Origin of the sequence: Micromonospora sp. NPDC049374 (assembly GCF_040677165.1) — a bacterium.
Lineage (GTDB): Bacteria > Actinomycetota > Actinomycetes > Mycobacteriales > Micromonosporaceae > Micromonospora.
The window spans coordinates 512,166-527,929 of the sequence record NZ_JBFAQH010000003.1 but is presented as its reverse complement, the minus strand read 5'-3'; the positions used below and the strand labels follow the sequence as shown (position 1 = coordinate 527,929).

The 15,764-nt window shown below is 70.4% G+C and carries 4 protein-coding genes; all 4 read left to right on the top strand.

Going from position 1 to position 15,764, the window contains the following annotated elements:
* Positions 1 to 133 precede the first annotated feature (133 nt).
* Genes sbnA through AB0J93_RS08225 form a run of 4 tightly spaced genes read left to right on the top strand, consistent with a single transcriptional unit; the run spans position 134 to position 15,763 of the window.
* Complete coding sequence (gene sbnA / locus AB0J93_RS08240; protein ID WP_363919393.1) at positions 134 to 1,144, top strand: 2,3-diaminopropionate biosynthesis protein SbnA; 1,011 nt, start codon at positions 134 to 136, stop codon at positions 1,142 to 1,144.
* On the top strand, positions 1,138 to 2,148 hold the full coding sequence (gene sbnB / locus AB0J93_RS08235) for a 2,3-diaminopropionate biosynthesis protein SbnB (RefSeq protein ID WP_363919391.1): 1,011 nt from the start codon (positions 1,138 to 1,140) through the stop codon (positions 2,146 to 2,148). The genes sbnA and sbnB overlap by 7 nt, the downstream gene beginning before the upstream one ends.
* Positions 2,145 to 8,609, top strand: coding sequence for an amino acid adenylation domain-containing protein (locus AB0J93_RS08230; protein WP_363919389.1), 6,465 nt, complete (start codon positions 2,145 to 2,147; stop codon positions 8,607 to 8,609). Before sbnB ends, AB0J93_RS08230 begins: the two co-directional genes overlap by 4 nt.
* A complete protein-coding gene (locus AB0J93_RS08225; RefSeq protein WP_363919387.1) occupies positions 8,606 to 15,763 on the top strand; it encodes an amino acid adenylation domain-containing protein in 7,158 nt (2,385 codons plus the stop codon). Before AB0J93_RS08230 ends, AB0J93_RS08225 begins: the two co-directional genes overlap by 4 nt.
* The last annotated feature ends 1 nt before the right edge of the window (position 15,764 follow it).

Genomic DNA, 15,764 nt, shown 5'->3' with positions numbered 1-15,764 from the left:
CAGAAGAACCTCCGGCAGAACTGCTGCCGGCGTCAACCGGTGAGTCTGCATGTTCTTCCCTGCGCTGTCTCGGTGCTGCGGAGGAATCTCGTAGTAGGCGCATCGCGGCGGATGCAATTCGAGGAGCGGCTCTATGACCGAACAAACCCCCACCGGGTCAGGAGTGCTGGCGACCATCGGAGCGACACCGATCGTCGAGCTGGTGAAGCTCGACCCCGAGAGTCCGTTCAGGACGTTCGCAAAGTTGGAGTCGCACAATCCAGGCGGCAGTATCAAGGACCGCTCGGCGCTGGAGATGCTGCGAGAACGCATACGCGACGGGCGGCTCGTGCCAGGACGATCAGTGGTGATCGAGTCCAGTTCCGGCAATCTCGGAATCGGCCTCGCGCAGGTGTGCGGATACTATGGAATCCGCTTCATCTGTGTGGTCGATCCACGCACCAACAAAGACAACATCGCCATCATGCGCGCACTCGGCGCGCAGGTCGAGGTGGTCACCGACGTCGATCCGGCCACCGGAGAGTACCTGCCCGTGCGTATCCGTCGGGTGCGTGAACTCGTCGCGACGATCGATCACGCGTACTGCCCGGACCAGTACTCGAACCCCCTCAACCCACAGGCACACCACACGACCGTACGAGAGATCGTGCGGGCCCTGCCGGAAATCGACTACCTGTTCTGCGCCACGAGTTCCTGCGGCACCCTGCGGGGGTGCGCCGAATACATCCGGACGCACCAGCTGCCGGTGACCATCGTGGCGGTGGACGCGCTGGGCAGTGCGATATTCGGCCCGGCGGTCGGTTGGCGGATGATTCCCGGCCACGGCGCATCGGTGCGTCCGAAGCTGTACCGCAGCGACCTGGCCGACATCGTGGTCCGGGTCGACGACCTCGACGCGATCGTGGCCTGCCGTCGGCTGGCCGCCCGCGAGGCGATTCTCGTCGGTGGCTCCTCGGGCGCCGTCGTGGCGGGCCTGGAGCAGATGCGCGATCAGATCCGGCCCGGGGCCACCTGCGCGATGGTCTTTCCCGACCGCGGTGAGCGCTACCTGGACACCATCTACGACGACGACTGGGTCATGACGTACTTCGGTGACGTGTCGCACCTGTGGAACAAGCCCGACATGCAGGTGGCGCCATGTTGATCCTCGGGGCAGGTGAGGTCCGTGCCGTCCTCGACGGGGGCGAGCGCGACGTGGTGTCCGCGGTGGAGGCGGCGTACCGGTCCCACGCGTTGGGCCGTACGCGAGTGCCGCAGTCCGTTTTCCTCCGCTTTCCGGACGGTGAGCGCGAGCGGATCATCGCGCTGCCGGCCTATCTGGGCGGTGAGACGCCGACCTGCGGGATGAAGTGGGTGTCCTCCTTCCCTGGCAATCTCAGCCGGGGGATGCACCGGGCATCGGCCGTGATGATCCTGAATTCGGTACACACCGGCGTACCGGAGGCGATCCTCGAAGCGTCGGCGATCTCCGCTGGACGTACGGCGGCGAGCGCCGCCCTGGCGGCGTCCACGCTCTCCTCCTCCAGCCCGGAATCGGCGGTGACGCTTGTCGGCTGCGGTCCGATCAATTTCGAAGTGCTGAGGTATCTGCGAACCGTGCTGCCGGCGCTGGACACGGTGACCTTGTACGACCTCAGCGCCGAACGGGCGCAGTCCTTCGCCGCCGAGGCGCGGTCGGTCTGGCCGACGTTGAAGATCGACGTGGCCGAGAACGCGGCCGACGCCATGGCCCGCCACAAACTGGTGTGCCTGGCGACGACGGCGAGCGCCCCGCACCTGGGTACCGAGCACTGCCGCCCGGGAACGCTGGTGCTGCACCTGTCGTTGCGTGACCTCACCACCGACTCGATCCGTTCCAGCGTGAACATCGTCGATGACGCGGACCACGTGTGCCGGGCCGCGACGTCGTTGGATCTGGCGCAGCAGGAAGCCGGACACCGCGACTTCATCGCCGCCTCGCTGGGCGAGGTCCTGGTGGCCGGTGAGCGGTACGTCAGGAGCGACGACACCGTGACGGTGTTCTCCCCGTTCGGTCTCGGCTGCCTGGATCTGGCGGTGGCCGACCTGGTCCGGCGTGCGGCGTCGGCCCGCAGCCTGGGCACCACATTGGATGACTTCCTACCGACGAAGCAGCAGGTGTGCGCATGACTGACATCCTCGAAACCGGCAACCAGCTCCGCCTGTCGTTCGAGCAGGAGCAGCTGTGGTTCCTCGACCAGGTCCGGTCCGGCACCCAGGAGTACCTGTTGCACTGGGGATTCCGGCTACGCGGGCCACTGGACCGGGAAGCGCTGACCGCGGCCTTCACTGAGATCGCCGGCCGGCACGAAATCTTGCGTACCCGCTACGCCACCGTCGACGGACAACCGGTGCAGATCATCGACGAGCCGGCGCCGGTCGACATCACGGTGGTGGACCTGAGCGGGTACCCAGCGGCCGAACAGGACCGACGGGTATGGGAAATCGGCGACGCAGCGGTGACGACGCCGATCGACCTGCGCGAATCCGCGCCCTGGCGGCTGACCCTCGTCGAGCTTTCCCCCACGGACACGATCCTGATGATCGTGGTGCATCACATCGCCTTCGACGGCCCGTCGCTGGGCGTCCTGGCCAGGGAACTGGGCGTGCTCTACGCGGCCCACGCCGCCAGCGAGAAGTCGCCGCTTGAGCCGCTTGAGCTCCAGTACGCCGACTTCGCCGACTGGCAGCGGAGCCGTTGGGACGCGAACGACGCGGCGTTCGTCCGGCATTTGGACTACTGGCGCGAGCGACTGGCCGGACTGCCGCCACTGGAACTGCCCACCGACCGGCAGCGCCCCGCCGTATGGGAGCCGGCCGGCGAGGTGGTGGCGTTCACCGTGCCGGCACCGTTGGTGGCCCGAGTCACCGCCGTGGGACGCGCCGCCCGGGCGACCCCGTTCATGGTGTTCCTGGCCGCCTACCAGCTCTTGATCAGCCGTTACGCGGACCAGCTCGACTTCGGTGTCGGCGTGTCGACAAGCGGGCGGAACCGGGTCGAGCTGGAGCCGGTGATCGGCTCGCTCGCGCAGACGGTGGTGCTGCGGACCGATCTGTCCGGGGATCCCACCTTCGTCGAACTGCTCGGCCGGGTCCGCGAAACGGCCCTGGACGCCTTCGAGCACAAGGACGTGCCCCTGCAACGCCTGGCCGCCGAACTGGCGCCGGACCGCGGCCTGTCCCGCAACCCGCTCTTCCAGGTCGGGTTCGCGGTCCTGAACGGCCAGGGGGAGCCGCTGCGTCTGCCCGGCATCGAGGTCGACTGGGTGCCGACCCCCGTACGCAGTGCCACCTTCGACATGTCGCTACAGATGACCGAGGAGCCGGACGGATCCTGGGTCGCCCGGATCACCTATCCGGCCGCGCTCTTCGACCGGGCCCGCATCCAGCGGATGGCCGACAACTACCTGTCGCTCCTGGAGAACCTGGCGGCGGCGCCGGACACACCGCTGCGCGACGTGCCGACGGTGACGGCCGTGGAACAGCAGCAGGTGCTCGGCTGGAACCCCGCGCCGCGCGAGGCGACCGACGCGCTGCTGCCGGACCTGTTCCGGGCGCAGGCCGAGGCCACGCCGGACGCGGTGGCCGTGGTCTGTGGTGACGTCGAGCTGACCTACGCCGAGTTGAGGTCCAGGGCGGACAGCCTGGCCAGCTTCCTGCACACCCGGGGAGTCGGTGCGGAAACAGCCGTCGGCGTCGCCCTGCACCGCGGTGCCGATCTCGTGGTCGCACTGCTCGGTTCGCTCACCGCCGGTGCGGTCTACGTCCCGCTCGCACCCGACCTGCCCGACGAGCGGCTCGAATTCATGATCGACAACGCGGGCGTCGAACTGGTGCTCACCGACACGGCGCTGCGACAGCGGATTCCGCAGCGCACCCCGGTGGTGGTGCTCGACGAGCAGTGGGACGCCATCACCCAGGCCACGCCACCGCCACCGCTGGCGCTCGACGCCGCAAACGCCGCCTACGTCATGTACACGTCCGGATCCACCGGTCGCCCCAAGGGCGTCGTGATCAGCCACGGCGGGATCCGGAACCGGGTGCTGTGGGCGGTGGACCAGTTCGGGCTCAGCGGTACCGACCGCGTACTGCAGAAGACGACCATCGGGTTCGACGCCTCGATGTGGGAGTTCCTGGCGCCGCTGGTGTCCGGCGGTTGCGTGGTGATGGCGCCGCAGGACGCGCACCGCGACACCGCCGTGATGGTCGGTGCCCTCGCGGCGTACCGGATCACCGTGGTGCAACTCGTCCCGTCCGTGCTGCGCACCGTGGTCGAGGAGCCGGAGCTGGCCGCCTGCGACGCACTGCGGCTGGTGTGCTCCGCCGGCGAGCCGCTGCCGACCGAACTGTGCGAACGACTGCTCGGCGTGCGGGAGGTGGATCTGTACAACACCTACGGCCCGACCGAGTCCTCGATCGACGTGACCGCGTGGCGCTACGAGCGTGGCGAGACCGACGGTACGGTCCCGATCGGTGCCGCGCTGCCCGGCGTCGACCTGTACGTGGTGGACTCCGCCGACCGGCTCGCACCCATCGGCGTACCCGGTGAACTGTGCATCGGCGGTGTCGGCCTCGCCCGCGGTTACGCCGGGCGCGGCGACCTCACCGCCGAGCGGTTCACCCCGAACCCCCTGGCCACCCGGCCCGGTCAGCGGTGGTACCGCACCGGAGACCTCGCCAGGTGGCGTGCCGACGGAATCCTGGAGTTCGTCGGTCGCCTGGACGCGCAGGTCAAGGTTCGAGGGGTACGCGTCGAACCCGGCGAGGTGGAGGCCGCCCTCCGGGCGCATCCGTCGGTCGCGGCGGCCGTGGTCACCTCCTATCGGTCCGTCACCGGTGATCTGGAGCTCGCGGGCTACGTGGTGCCGGTCGCCGGGACGACGGTGGAGCCCGACGAGTTGTCCGGATTCCTCGGCACCCGGCTGCCCGCCGCGATGGTTCCCGCCAGCATCATCGCGCTGGCCGAGCTGCCGTCGCTGCCCAACGGAAAGGTCGACCGGTCGGCGCTGCCGACCCCCGGCAGCCGGCCGCCCGGCGACGACCCGGATCACGTCGTACCCGATGACGTAGCGCCCGGTCACGTTGCCCCCCGAACGGAGACCGAGCGGGCCGTCGCCACGCTCATGGGCGAGCTGACCGGGGCCGAGCGGGTCGGCGTGGCGGACGACTTCTTCGCGCTGGGTGGGCATTCGCTGCTGGCGATCCGGCTCGCGCACCGGTTGCGCCGCCGGTTCGGGCTGGAGCTGACGGTGGCCACCCTGTTCGAAGGACGGACCGTGGAGCGGGTCGCCGCGGCGATCGACGCGGGTACGACACCCGACAGCGAGCCGCAGATCGTGCCCGTACCCCGCGACGGCGCCCTGCCGACCTCGTTCGGCCAGCAGCGACTGTGGTTCCTGGACCAGCTCGAACCGGGCAGCGCGGAATACCTGATCCCGATGGTGTACCACCTCACCGGAACGCTCGACACCGCGACGCTGCACCGCGCGGTGGAGGAGGTCAGCGCCCGGCACGAGGTGCTGCGCACCCGCTACGTCGGGGACAGCGGTGTCCCGCTGCAAGTCGTGGATCCCCCAGGCCCGGTGCCCTTCGACGTGGTGGACCTGACCGGCACCCCGGATGCCGCGCAGCGCGCCAGGACGATCGTCGAAGCGGCGAGCGCCCGGCCGTTCGACCTCACCCACGAGCGTCCGCTGCGGGTCACTGTCGTACACACGGCGGCCGACGAACACCTGGTCGCGATCACCCTGCACCACATCGCCTTCGACAACTGGTCGCTGGGCATCTTCCTACGCGAGCTGAACGAGGCGTACGCGGCAGGACTCGCCGGTACCCCGTGGTCGACACAGCCGCTTCCGGTGCAGTACGCCGACTTCGCCGCCTGGCAACGCGACCGCCAGGCCGACGGCACCATCGGCAACCAGATCGAGTACTGGCGAACCCGGCTCGCCGGGCTCGTGCCGGTCGAGCTGACCCCCGACCGGCCCCGCCAGCCCGGGCGAGACCTGCGCGGCGAACTGTTCATCGTCGACATACCGCAGGACACCGGAGCGGCGGTACGCGAGCTGGGCAACCAGACCGGTGCCACGTTGTTCATGGTGCTGCTGGCCGCGTTCGACGTGCTGCTGAGCCGCCACACCGGCCGCACCGACATCGCGATCGGCACCCCGGTCGCCGGTCGGACGCGGCCGGAGAGCGAGGACCTGATCGGTTTCTTCGTCAACAACCTCGTGGTCCGGGCCGACCTGGGCGGAAACCCGACCTTCCTCGACCTGGTCGACCGGGTCCGCGGGACCGCCCTGGAGGCGTTCGCCAACCAGGAGGTGCCGTTCGAACACCTCGTCGACGCCCTGCAACCGGACCGCGACCTGTCCCGCAATCCGCTGTTCCAGATCATGTTCGAGGTACAGCACACCGGTGCCGGTAACTCGCCGTCCACCCTCGCCGGGTGCGCCGCGGCCGGCCTGGACAGCGGCCTGTCGGTGGCCAAGTTCGACCTCACCCTGTCGGTGATGGAGCAGCCGGACGGGCGGCTGGAGTGCTGGTTCGAGTACGCCACGGCGCTGTTCGACCGCTCGACGGTCGAACGTCTCGCCGGCCAGTACCTACGCCTGCTGGGCGGCGTGGTCGCCGATCCGCAGGCCCGGATCGGCGAGCTGGATCTGCTGTCGGCCGAGGAACGCCACACGATCGTGCACCGGTGGCCGGACCCCGACACGGACAAGCTGGACCTGCTCGACCCGCCCGGCGAACGGCACCTCTCGGTTCCGGAGCTGTTCGAGCAGTGGGCGGCCCGGACCCCGGACGCGACCGCAGTGGTGTTCGGTACCGAGCGGCTCGGCTACGCCGAGCTGAACGCACGGGTCAACGAGCTGGCGCACCAGCTCCGTTCGATGGGTGTCGGCCCGGAGGTCGTCGTCGGCTCGTGCCTTCAGCGCGGCATCGCACCGGTGGTGGTGCTGCTGGCGGTGCTCAAGGCCGGCGGGGTGTACGCGCCGTTCGACCCGGAACATCCGCCGGAGCGGCTGCGCTACATGCTCGACGACGCCGGAGCGTACCTGGTGGTGACCACCGGCAAGTTCGCCGACCGGTTCGCCGGGCACGACCGTCCGGTGCTGGTCGTCGACGACGGGGACCGGGCGAGCGGCCGGCCGTCGGCCGACCCGGCACCGGCCGCCGTTCCGGACAACCTCGCGTACATCATCTACACGTCCGGGTCGACCGGCCGCCCCAAGGGCGTGATGATCTCGCACCGGGCGTACGCGCACCACTGCCGGGTGATCGCCGACTACTACGGCATCCGCCCCGGCGAGCGCGTCGTGCTGCTCTCGGCGCTCACCTTCGACGTCTCCATGGACCAGATCGGCGCCACCCTGGCCACCGGCGCCACGATCGTGGTGAGCGACCCGGTCTTCTGGGCGCCGAGCGAACTGCCGGCCAAGCTGGCGCAGTACGGCGTCACGATCATGGAGATCACCCCGGCGTACTACCGGGAGATGATGGATGCCGGCGTGGACCAGCTCACCGCGCTGAAGCTCGTCAACGTCAGCTCGGACGTGGTGACCGTCGCCGACGCCCAACGCTGGGCGGCGACCGGCCTGCCCGGCCGCTTCCTCTGCACCTACGGGCCGACCGAGGCCACCGTCACCTGCATGCTCAACCCGGTCTCCGGTGACCTCGCCGACGAGCGCAGCACGGCCACCCTGCACATCGGCCGGGCGGCCGCCGGAACCCAGGTGTACGTGCTCGACGCGGAGCAGCGTCCGCTTCCCGTCGGGGTTCCCGGCGAGCTGTACCTCGGCGGCGTGCGCCTGGCGCGCGGCTATCACGACCGGCCCGAGCTGACCGCGGAGCGGTTCGTGCCCGACCCGTTCGCCACCGAACCGGGAGCGCGCCTCTACCGCACCGGAGACCTGGTCCGGCTCCGGCCGGACGGCAACGTCGACTTCCTCGGCCGCCTCGACACCCAGGTGAAGATCCGCGGTTTCCGGATCGAACTCGCCGAGATCGAAGCCGTGTTGGCCAAGCACCCCGCGGTGCCCGCCGCCGCCGTCGTCGCGAAGGACATCGGGCCCGGCGACAAGCGACTCGTCGCCTACCTGGAGTGGTCCCACGACACCGGCCCCGACCTCGACGAGTTGCGGGCGTACCTACGGGAGTCACTGCCCTCGTACATGATCCCGTCGGCCTGGGTCACCGTTGCGGCCCTGCCGCTGTCGCCGAGCAAGAAGGTCGACCGGGCCGCGCTGCCGGATCCGAAACCGTCCCAGCTCGACGGTGCCCGCGGATATGTGGCACCGCGGGACCCGGCGGAGGAGACCATCGCCGGGATCTGGTCCGACATTCTCGGCGTCGACCGGATCGGCGTCGACGACGACTTCTTCGGACTCGGTGGGCACTCGCTACTGGCCACCCGGGTCCTGGCCCGACTGCGGGCGGCCCTCGCCGTGGAGGTTCCGCTGCGCTGCCTGTTCGAGGCGACCACCGTGGCGGAGCTGGCGGTGGTGGTGACCGACCTGATCACGGCCGAACTCGACGAGCTGACCGACGCCCAGATGAGCGAACTGCTTTCCCAGGATGGTGCCCTGTGACTGAGACAATCGATCGAGCCGGTCTGCGCGCGGAGTTGCTTCGGCGCAGGCTCGTAGGTGCCAAGACCGCCGCGCCGGACGAGGGGATCACCCGGGTATCACGCGAGACGCCGCCCGCGTTGTCGTTCGCGCAGCGCCGGCTGTGGATTCTCGACCAGGTCCGGCCGGGCGGCACGGAGTATCTGGCCAGCGCCGGCCTCCGACTGTTCGGGTCGCTGGAGTCCGCCGCGCTGCGGGCGGCGCTGGACGGGATCGTGGCGAGGCACGAGGTGCTGCGCACCCGCTATGTGGTGGTCGACGGTGAGCCGGGCCAGGTGATCGACCCGCCGCAGCCGGCCACGCTGCACGAGGTGGACCTGCGTGGCCTCGACCCCGCCGCGCAGGACGAGCGGATCGCCGGCTGGATGACCCACGACCGGGCACCCGTCGACCTGGCGACCGGGCCGGTGCTGACCGGAACCCTCGCGCGGCTGGGCGACGAGGAGCATGCGCTGGTCGTGACCCTGCACCACATCGCCTTCGACGGCTGGTCCGAGCAGGTGCTGTGGCGTGAGCTCGACCGGTTGTACACCGCCGCGCTGGCCGGCGGACCGTCCCCGTTGGCACCACTGCCGGTGCAGTACGCGGACTTCGCCGCGTGGCAGCGCGGTGCGATGTCCGGTGCCGCGCTGGACCGCCAGCTCGACTACTGGCGGCAGGCGTTGGCCGGCGCCACCCCGGTGGAACTGCCGCTCGACCGGCCGCGCCCACAGGTCCGGGACAGCGCCTGCGACCTGGTCCCGTTCGCGGTGTCCGCGCCGGACGCCCGAGCCCTGCACGAGCTCGCCCGCCAGGCCGGCGCGACGCCGTTCATGGTGCTGATGGCCGTGTACGCGATCGTGCTCGGTCGGTTCGGTCGGAGCAACGACATCACGATCGGCACCCCGGTGGCCTGTCGCGACCGGGCCGAGGTGCAGGACCTGATCGGGCTGTTCCTCAACACGCTGGTGCTGCGCACCGACCTGTCCGGCGACCCGTCCTTCCGCGAGGTGCTCCGGCGGGTCAAGGAGATGGCGCTCGGCGCCTACGCCCACCAGGAACTTCCGTTCGAACGGCTGGTGGACGAACTGGCCCCGGTGCGCGACGCGTCCCGGACCCCGCTGTTCTCGACCATGTTCCTGTGGGCCAGCGGGGACTCCACGGCCCGCCGCGTCGGTGAACTGCGCGCCGAGGAGCTGCCGGTCGGCGAGAGCGACGCCAAGTTCGACCTGACCCTGGTGGTCGTCGACCAGCCCGACGGCACCCTCACCGGCTTCCTGAACTACGCCACCGCGCTGTTCGACCGGGACACCGTCGAGCGGTTCGCGACCCACTTCACCACCCTCATCGGCGCCATCGCGGCCACCCCGGACGCACCGATCAGCCGGCTGGTCGAGCCCCCACCGGCGGAGCGGCAGCTGGTGCGGACGTGGAACGAGACCGAGGTGGCGTACCCGACCGGCACCCTGCCGGAGCTGTTCGCGCGGCAGGTGGCCCGCACCCCGGACGCCGTTGCCCTCCGCTTCGAGGGTGAGGACGTCTCCTACGCCGAGCTGGACCGGCGCGCCGACCGACTGGCGCGGTACCTTCTCGACGCGGGCGTCGGGCCGGAGTCGATCGTCGGCGTGTGCCGCCGCCGGAGCATCGAGCTGGTGGTGGCCCTGCTGGCGATCCAGAAGGCCGGCGGCGCCTACCTGCCGTTGGACCCGGACCACCCGGCCGAACGCCGGGACTACATGTGTGCCGACGCCGGTGTCACGATCGTGCTCACCGACACCGAACCGGTCGTCCCCGACACCGGGCCGGCACCGACGGGCACGGTTCCGGCGGGGCCGGACCACCCGGCGTACGTGATCTACACGTCCGGTTCGACCGGCCGGCCCAAGGGCGTCGTCGTCACCCACCGCGCGATCGTCAACCGGCTGCACTGGATGCAGGACGCGTACCGGCTGGACGCCTCCGACCGGGTGCTGCAGAAGACCCCGTACAGCTTCGACGTCTCGGTGTGGGAGTTCTTCTGGCCGCTGATCACCGGGGCCACGCTGGTGATCGCCCGGCCCGACGGCCACCGCGACCCGCACTACCTGGCCGAGCTGATCGCCACCGAGCAGGTCACCACCCTGCATTTCGTACCGTCGATGCTGCGGGTGTTCCTGGCCGAGTCGTTCGGGCCGTTGCCGTCGGTGCGTCGGATGATCTGTAGCGGCGAGGCGCTCCCCGCCGACCTGGTCGCCGCCGTTCACGAACGGATCGGCTGCGAGCTGCACAACCTCTACGGACCGACCGAGGCGGCCGTCGACGTCACCGCGGTGCGCTGCGAGCCCGGGACGCCGGTCACCATCGGACGGCCGATCGCCAACACGCGTACCTACATCGTCGACGAGAACCTGCGGCCGGTCCCGATCGGAGTGCCGGGTGAGCTGCTGTTGGGCGGTGTGCAACTGGCCCGTGGCTACCTCAGCCGGCCGGGGCTAACGGCGCAGCGGTTCGTTCCCGACCCGTTCGAGGAGGCCGGCGCAGGAGGGCGGCTGTACCGCACCGGTGACCTCGCGAGGTATCTGCCGGACGGCCGGATCGACTACCTCGGCCGGCTCGACGACCAGGTGAAGATCCGCGGGCACCGGGTCGAACTCGGCGAGATCGAGGCGGTGGCGGCCGAGCACCCGGCGGTGTCCGCGGTCGCCGTCGCGGTGCACGACGGCCAGCTCGTCGGCTACCTCGTCGCCCGCGACACGGAGGCCGGCGTCGAGGTGAGCGACGTGGCGTCGTTCCTGCGCGGTCGACTGCCCGAGGCGATGATCCCGAGCCACTGGCAGCTGCTCGCCGCGCTGCCCCTGACCACCAGCGGAAAGACCGACCGGCGCGCGTTGCCGGCCCCGACACCTGGCCGCGCCTGGGCGGCCGGCGCGTACGTCGCCCCCCGCACCGAGGCCGAAGGCGTCGTCGCCGAGGCACTCGCGGCGGCGCTGGGCGTCGAACGGATCGGTGTGCTCGACCGGTTCTTCGACGTCGGCGGTGACTCGATCCGGGCCATCCGCGCGATCGGGACCTTGCGCCGCGGCGGGCTGCACCTGTCGGTGCAGGACATCTTCACCCACCAGACCGCGGCGCAGCTGGCGACGCTCGCCGACCGGCCGGCGGCCGGTGCGGACGAGCCGCCGGTTCGCCCGTTCGAACAACTCGACCCGGCCGACCGCGACCGGCTCCCGGACGGCCTGGTGGACGCCTACCCGATGGGCCAGGTGCAGGCCGGCATGGTTTACGAAATGCTTGTCAACGGCTCGCACCCGGCGTACCAGAACGTCACCAGCTTCGACATCGCCGACGACGGTCCGTTCTCGCTGGCCGCGTTGAACCAGGCCGCACAATGGCTGGTCGACCGGCACGAGATCCTGCGCACCACGTTCCACCCGTCCGGCTACACCGAGCCGATGCAACTCGTCCACGCCGAGGCGCGGGTCGAGGTGGGCTTCGACGATCTGCGCGGGCTCCCGGAAGCCGAGCAGCAGGACATCCTGGAGCGGTACCGGGAGTCGATGAAGCTGGCGATGCTGCCCATCGATCACGCCCCGCAACTGCGCTGGCATGTGCACCGCACCGGGGAGCGGACGTGGGTGCTGACCCACACGGAGTGCCACGCCATCCTGGACGGCTGGAGCCACCACTCCCTCATCGCCGAGCTGCGGGACACCTACCGGGCGATCCGGGACGCGGACACCGATGCGTTGAAGCCTCCGCCTCCCGGGCGCTACGCGGACTTCGTCAGGTTGGAACGGCGCTCGCTGTCGGCCGGGCCGGACGAGCAGTTCTGGCGGAGCCGCGTCGGCGACTACGACCGGATCGCGTTGCCGGCGGACACCGCCCCGGCCGGCCACGGCGCGGTGCCGGAGCTGCGGATGTCCTGGCGGCATCTCGAACCGGGGCTGCGTGAGCTGGCCGCGCGGACGCAGACCTCGCTCAAGGCCGTGCTGCACACCGCACACCTCGCGATGATCGGCGTCATCACCGGCCAGCGGCGGTTCTTCAGTGGTCTGGTCGTCAACGGCCGGCCCGAACTGCTGCGCGGCGACGAGGTAATGGGCATGTACCTCAACACGGTGCCGTTCGCGGTGGACCTGCGTACGCCCCGGTGGCGCGACCTCGTGCGCGCCGTGTTCGCCGAGGAGCTTGCCGTCTGGCCGCACCGGCGCTATCCGATCCCCGCCATGCAGCGTGCCTGGGGCTCCGGTACGCCGCTGATCAGCAGCATCTTCTCCTACCTCGACTTCCACGTGCTCGACGCCCAGCAGGACGTGTTCGGCACGGTCGTCGACGACAGCCCCAACGAGTTCACCCTGGTCACGTTGACCTTCCCGGGCGAGCTACGACTGGAGTGCCGGGCCGGTTGGGCCACCCAGGAGCGGCTGACCGCGCTGGGAGAGACCTTCCTCGAACTGCTCACCGCGATGATCGCCGACGACGGCGCGAACCCGGTGGACCTCAGCTCGACCCCGGCGCACCGGTTCACCGAGCCGCAGCAGGACTGGCCCGCCCTGCCCGAGGCGTGCGTCACCGACCTGTTCATGACCCAGATGCACACCCGGCCGGACGCCGTCGCACTCGAGTGCGGCGAGTCGCGCCTGACCTACCGCGAGCTCGACGCCCGGGCCAACCAACTGGCGTGGGCGCTTCGTGAGCACGGCGTCGGCGTGGAGACTCCCGTCGCGGTCTGCATGGACCGTGGGATCGACACGGTGGTCGCGTTGCTCGGCATCCTCAAGGCCGGCGGCTGCTACCTGCCGCTCGATCCCAAGTATCCGGACAGCCGCATCGAGTACCTCCTCGACGACTCCGGTGCCCGGATCCTGGTGAGCGGGCCGACCCACGCGCACCGTTTCACGGCGCGTGCCGGGTTGACCACGCTGAGTCTGGACTCCGAATGGTGGTCGAACGGCAGTTGGCCGACCACCGCACCACAGGTGACGCTGTCACCGGAGAACCTCGCCTACATCACGTACACCTCGGGGTCCACCGGCCGCCCGAAGGGTGTGCTGGTCCCGCACCGCGGCGTCGTACGGCTGGTGCACGGCCAGGAGTACGCGCACCTGGACGCCGAGCAGGTCATGCTCCAGATCTGCACGCTCGCCTTCGATGCCTCGACGTTCGAGGTCTGGGGTGCGCTGTGCAACGGGGCCCGGCTGGTCGTCGCCCCGGAAACGCCGACCGCGGACGAGCTCGACGAACTCCTGCGCCGGCACGGGGTGACCGTGCTGTGCCTGCCCACCGGCCTGTTCAACACCATGATGGACGTTCGGCCGCAGGCGTTGGCCGGGGTACGGGAAGTGGTGGTCGGTGGCGAGGTGCTGCCGCCGCAGCAGGTGCGTAAGGCGATGGAACACGGCGTGCTGGTCAGCAACGGGTACGGCCCGACCGAGACCACCACGTTCGCCACCGTCCACCCACGGATTCCCCTGCCGGCGCTCACCGACGTCATCCCGGTCGGGAAGCCGATCCATCACACCTACGTGCACATCGTCGACGAGAACCTCGACCCGGTCCCGTTCGGCGTGCCGGGTGAGCTGCTGCTGGGTGGTTCGGGCGTCGCGCGTGGCTACCAGAGCCGTCCGGACCTGACCGCCGAACGCTTCGTACCGGACCCGTCCGGAAGCGCGCCGGGAAACCGGCTCTACCGCACCGGGGACCTGGTCCGCCAGGACCCGGACGGCACCATCCACTTCATCGGGCGGCGCGACCACCAGGTGAAGATCCGCGGGCACCGCGTCGAGCTGGGCGAGGTGGAGGCCGCGATCGCCGAGCTGCCCACGGTGCGGGCCGCCGCGGCGGCGGCGTACCAGGGCGTGGACGGGGTCAAGCAGCTCGTCGGGTACGTCGTGCTCGACGAGGACGGCCCGGCCGACCCGGCCCGGCTCGGTGACGTGATGCGAAGCAGGGTGCCCGGCTTCCTGGTCCCGACGGCCTGGGTGCGCCTGGACCGGCTCCCGTTGAACAACAACGGGAAGCTCGACCGGGCCGCGCTGCCCCGGCCGGCGGCGGCAACGTCGGTACGGGAATACAGCGCGCCCCGTACGCCCACGGAAGTGGCGGTCGCCGAGGTCTGGACCGCGGTCTTCCGCCTGCCCCGGGTCGGCCGCGACGACGACTTCTTCGACCTCGGCGGGCACTCGCTGCTGACCTTGCGGGCGATCGCGATGCTGCGGGACCGGCACGGCATCGAGACGACCGCGCGGACCTTCGTCGAGCACCGCACGCTCGCGGCGCTCGCCGCGTCGATCGACGGCGAGCGGCAGCCGGCCACAGCGCTGCTCTGGCTGCGCCGGACCGGCGACCAGCCGCCACTTGTGTGTGTGCACCCCGGCGGCGGCAGCGCGCACTGGTACCGGAGGCTGGCCGAGCACCTGGATCCGAATCTGCCGGTGGTCGCCTTCGAATGGCCGGGCCCCGACCCGTCGACCGGCTCGGTGCCGTCCACCGAGGAGATGGCGACCCGCTATCTCGCGGAGTTGCGGGAGGCGGTCCCGCAGGGGCCGTACCGGATCTTCAGCTGGTGTGGCGGCAGCGGGGTGAGCAGCGAGATGGCCAGCCGGTTGATGGCCGAAGGCGAGGAGGTCACCTTCATCCTGCTCGACCCGGGGCAGGACGCCTGGCAGAAGGAGCACCTCTGGTCGGAGTACGCGCTGATCAAGCAGTGTGTGACGAACCTGGAGCGGCTCGACGCGGCGCCGCCGGACGAGGACACCTCGGTGCTCCGGCAGGAGACGCTGGCGCTGCTCGAACACATCGTGGACGACATCGTCGGCAACGACGGGATCACGCTGCCCGAGCGCGGCGCGGGAACGATGTGGCTGCCCGCCGCGCGGATGTGGGAGGAGGTGATGGAGATGGTGCTGTCCTACCGGGACCGCCCGTACGCCGGTCACCTGGATCTCATCGTCAGCGACGAACTGGCGCAGGGCGAGCACGAGGTCGTCAGCTCCGGCCAGAGCTACAGCGACTACCTCCAGCGGTGGCGCGAACGGACCGCCGGGCTGGAGGTGCACCGGGCGAAGGGTGAGCACTTCTCGGTCATGAAGGAATACATAGCGGACCTCGCCGCCATCGTGACGGGGCTGATCGACAAGCCGGCCGGGCGACGGTGAA

Excerpts from the sequence above, each read along its gene's own strand:
- sbnA (WP_363919393.1), top strand. The coding sequence starts at position 134 with ATGACCGAACAAACCCCCACCGGGTCAGGAGTGCTGGCGACCATCGGA.
- sbnB (WP_363919391.1), top strand. The coding sequence starts at position 1,138 with ATGTTGATCCTCGGGGCAGGTGAGGTCCGTGCCGTCCTCGACGGGGGC.
- AB0J93_RS08230 (WP_363919389.1), top strand. The coding sequence starts at position 2,145 with ATGACTGACATCCTCGAAACCGGCAACCAGCTCCGCCTGTCGTTCGAG.